Raw genomic sequence first — 3,168 nt, forward strand, 5'->3', positions numbered from 1 at the left:
TCCCCGAAGCGCCGCGAGATCGGCCACGGCGCACTCGCCGAGCGCGCCCTCGAGCCGGTCATCCCGTCCCGCGAGGAGTTCCCGTACACCATCCGCCAGGTCTCCGAGGCGCTGGGCTCCAACGGTTCCACCTCCATGGGTTCCGTCTGCGCGTCGACGCTGTCCCTGTACAACGCCGGCGTGCCCCTCAAGGCCCCGGTCGCAGGCATCGCCATGGGTCTGGTCTCCGATGAGGTCGACGGCGAGACCAAGTACGTCGCGCTGACCGACATCCTCGGTGCCGAGGACGCCTTCGGCGACATGGACTTCAAGGTCGCCGGCACCCCGGACTTCATCACCGCCCTGCAGCTGGACACCAAGCTGGACGGCATCCCGTCCCAGGTGCTTGCCGACGCCCTCTCCCAGGCCAAGGACGCCCGCCAGACCATCCTGGCCACCATGTCCGAGGTCATCGACGGCCCCGACGAGATGAGCAAGCTCGCTCCGAAGATCACCACCGTCAAGGTCCCGATGAACAAGATCGGCGAGCTCATCGGCCCGAAGGGCAAGACCATCAACTCCATCACCGAGGAGACCGGCGCTGACGTCTCCATCGAGGACGACGGCACCGTCTACGTCTCCGCCGCCTCCGGTGAGGCAGCCGATGCCGCGATCGAGAAGATCAACGGCATCGCCAACCCGCAGCTGCCGAAGGTCGGCGAGCGTTACCTGGGCACCGTCGTCAAGACGGTCGCCTTCGGTGCCTTCGTCTCCCTGACCCCGGGTCGCGACGGCCTCATCCACATCTCCAACCTCGGTGGCGATGAGCGCATCGAGAAGGTCGAGGACGTCATCAACGTCGGTGAGAAGATCCAGGTTGAGATCGCCGACATCGACAACCGCGGCAAGATCTCCCTCGTGCCCGTCGAGGGCTAAGACCCCGCTTATCGACGCCCCCGTTCACCTTCCTGGTGAGCGGGGGCGCTTCGCGTGGGTCCACCCCCGCACGTGGACTCGGGGCTCGGGGCTCGGTGTCGTTCAGTAGGGGGAACAGCGATACCGAGCCCAGGAGGGGCGAATCGGCATGGTCGCGAGGGGACGCCACCGAGGGAGCGAGGCCGAGCCCACCGGTAGTGGGTCAGTGCTGGATATCCACCACCACGCGCAGCGGGTTCTGCAGCACGCTGATGGAGTACGGGCGTTGCTGGTCCAGCCCGATGTAGGTGAGCGTGTGGCCCTCGAAGGTGCCGGTGTTGACCACCTGCGCCACCACGCCACCGCTGGTGACGGGGCCGACATCGAGCCCCTCGTGGTCATGGTCGAAGGGGTAGGCCGTGCCGGTCAGGTCGATCTTGAGGTAGGCCTGGCCCTCGACGTCGACGTCGAATCCGGAACCCTGCTGCTGCGGCCGCTCGACGTATCCGGTGAACCAGCCGGGTTCGCCCTCGCCGACGAAGTCGTAGACGACGCGGGTGAAACTCTCGTGTTCACCGACGCGGATGCCCGTCACCAGCGGCGGGGGATCCACCCACACGGGGTCGCGTTCCTGGTCGGAGGTAGCCGGCTCACCCATGGCGCGATCGGTGGGTTCGCTCGTCTCGGCGGCGGTGGCCACCTCGGTTGTGGTGGTCTCCTGCGCCGGGGCGGCGGTGGAGGTCACGGTGGACGGGGGATTGGTCGTGGTGGTCGTCGCGTCATCGGCGCCGCCGGCGCCGTTGCATGCGGCGAGCAGCAGTGCCGTCGTGGTGAGGGCGGCGGGGAGGAGGGGGCGTCGATAAGCGGTCATACGTCCACGATAAGGGGCATAACATGCCCCTGTCACCGGTCATTACCGAATCGTTAGCGCTTCACCAGGTCAATGACCAGTCGTTTCGGATCCTCCAGGAAGGTCACGGAGTAGGGGTGACGCGCGTTGAGCCCGATCACGAACTCGGAGTTGGCCTCGAAGAGGCTGGCGTAGGTGACGTGGTTGATCACGCCGCCGCCGGGATGGCGCCCGGCGGGGAGCAGGACGTCCTCGCCCTCGGGCGGATAGGGGGTGCCCATGATGATGACCTGCAGGGCGGTCGTGCCTTCGACATCGACGGGCAGCCCGGAGGCCTGCTGCAGGGGCTCGTCGGTGTACTCGATGAACCAGCCCGGCTCGCCCTCGCCCTCCAGATCGAAGACCAGGCGGTCGAAGCCCTCGTGTTCGCCGATGCGGTAGTCGGTGACGTGGAGCTGCCCGAGAATCGGCCAGTGCTCTTGACGGTCGGTGCCCGGGGCGCCCAGCGCCGTGATCTCGGGCGAGGTCACCGTCGAGGGCACAGCGACCGGCTCCGGGGCAGGCGACCCACACGCCGCCAACGCCAGCGGCACCATCAGGAGCAGGCGTCTCATTGCTGGATGAGCTGGATGTAATGCCCGCAGGTGTCGTCGAGAACCGCGATGGTGACGGGGCCGGCCTCGGTGGGTTCCATGCTGAACACCACGCCCAGGTCAAGCAGGCGGGCGTACTCGGCCTCGATGTCGGCGACCTGGAACTGGGTGAAGGGGAGTCCGTCGGCGTAGATGGCCTCGCAGAACACGGCTGCCGCGGGGTGCCCCATGGGCTCGAGCAGCAGCTCGGGTCCCTCCGGGTCCTCAGGGGAGACGAGGGTGAGCCAGCGGGCGCCCTCGCCGACCTCCACATCGTGCTTGACCGTGAAGCCCAGGATGTCCCGGTAGAACTCGAGCGCCTTCTGCTGATCGGCGACGTAGATGCTGGTGATGTTGATACGCATGCCCCGAGTCTAAGCGCCTACACTGGGACACCGACATAACCGGATTTCAAGGAGGAACCATGGCGATCAAGGTGGGAGTGCTCGGCGCGCGGGGTCGCGTCGGCTCGGCGGTGTGCGAGGGCGTGCAGGCGGCCGAGGACCTCGAGCTCGTGGCCCAGGTCGATCAGGGCGATGACCTGCAGATGCTTATCGACGCCGGCGCACAGGTCATCGTCGACTTCACCACCCCCGGTTCCGTCATGGACAACCTCGAGTTCACCACCGCCAACGGCATCCACGCCGTGGTGGGCACCACCGGTTTCGACGAGGAGCGCCTCGCCCAGGTCCGCGAGTGGACGAAGAAGGAGGGCGCGGGGCATGTGCTCATCGCCCCGAACTTCGCCATCTCCGCGGTGCTCGCGATGACCTTCGCCAAGCAGGCCGCCCG

General features: G+C 67.3%; 4 protein-coding genes and 1 pseudogene. 2 read left to right on the forward strand and 3 right to left on the reverse strand.

The annotated features are described in order from the left end of the window. The coding region (locus Q4F73_RS12145; protein ID WP_303359599.1) for a S1 RNA-binding domain-containing protein at window positions 1–915 on the forward strand (915 nt) is incomplete at its 5' end. Between the two features lie 202 nt (window positions 916–1,117). Here the strand turns inward: Q4F73_RS12145 and Q4F73_RS12150 are convergent. From Q4F73_RS12150 to Q4F73_RS12160, 3 genes are read right to left on the reverse strand one after another with little or no spacing between them, the layout of a single operon-like run. Beyond that, on the reverse strand, window positions 1,118–1,765 hold the full coding sequence (locus tag Q4F73_RS12150) for a hypothetical protein (protein WP_303359600.1): 648 nt from the start codon (window positions 1,763–1,765) through the stop codon (window positions 1,118–1,120). A gap of 53 nt (window positions 1,766–1,818) precedes the next feature. Further along, entirely contained in the window at window positions 1,819–2,358 is a 540-nt protein-coding gene (locus tag Q4F73_RS12155) for a hypothetical protein (RefSeq protein WP_303359601.1), read from the reverse strand. Continuing rightward, window positions 2,355–2,741, reverse strand: a complete 387-nt coding sequence (locus Q4F73_RS12160) for a VOC family protein (protein WP_303359602.1) — start codon at window positions 2,739–2,741, stop codon at window positions 2,355–2,357. Before Q4F73_RS12160 ends, Q4F73_RS12155 begins: the two co-directional genes overlap by 4 nt. A 59-nt stretch (window positions 2,742–2,800) precedes the next feature. On the opposite strand from Q4F73_RS12160, the pseudogene Q4F73_RS12165 reads away from it, so the two are divergent. Further along, window positions 2,801–3,168: pseudogene (locus tag Q4F73_RS12165) on the forward strand (4-hydroxy-tetrahydrodipicolinate reductase); the annotation flags it as partial.

The sequence above is a fragment of the Corynebacterium sp. genome, from assembly GCF_030535495.1.
In the GTDB taxonomy this organism is placed as follows: Bacteria; Actinomycetota; Actinomycetes; order Mycobacteriales; family Mycobacteriaceae; genus Corynebacterium.

What these genes read in the sequence shown, in the direction of transcription:
- Q4F73_RS12155 (WP_303359601.1), bottom strand. Translation starts at nt 2,358, where the DNA reads ATGAGACGCCTGCTCCTGATGGTGCCGCTGGCGTTGGCGGCGTGTGGG.
- Q4F73_RS12150 (WP_303359600.1), bottom strand. Translation starts at nt 1,765, where the DNA reads ATGACCGCTTATCGACGCCCCCTCCTCCCCGCCGCCCTCACCACGACG.
- Q4F73_RS12160 (WP_303359602.1), bottom strand. Translation starts at nt 2,741, where the DNA reads ATGCGTATCAACATCACCAGCATCTACGTCGCCGATCAGCAGAAGGCG.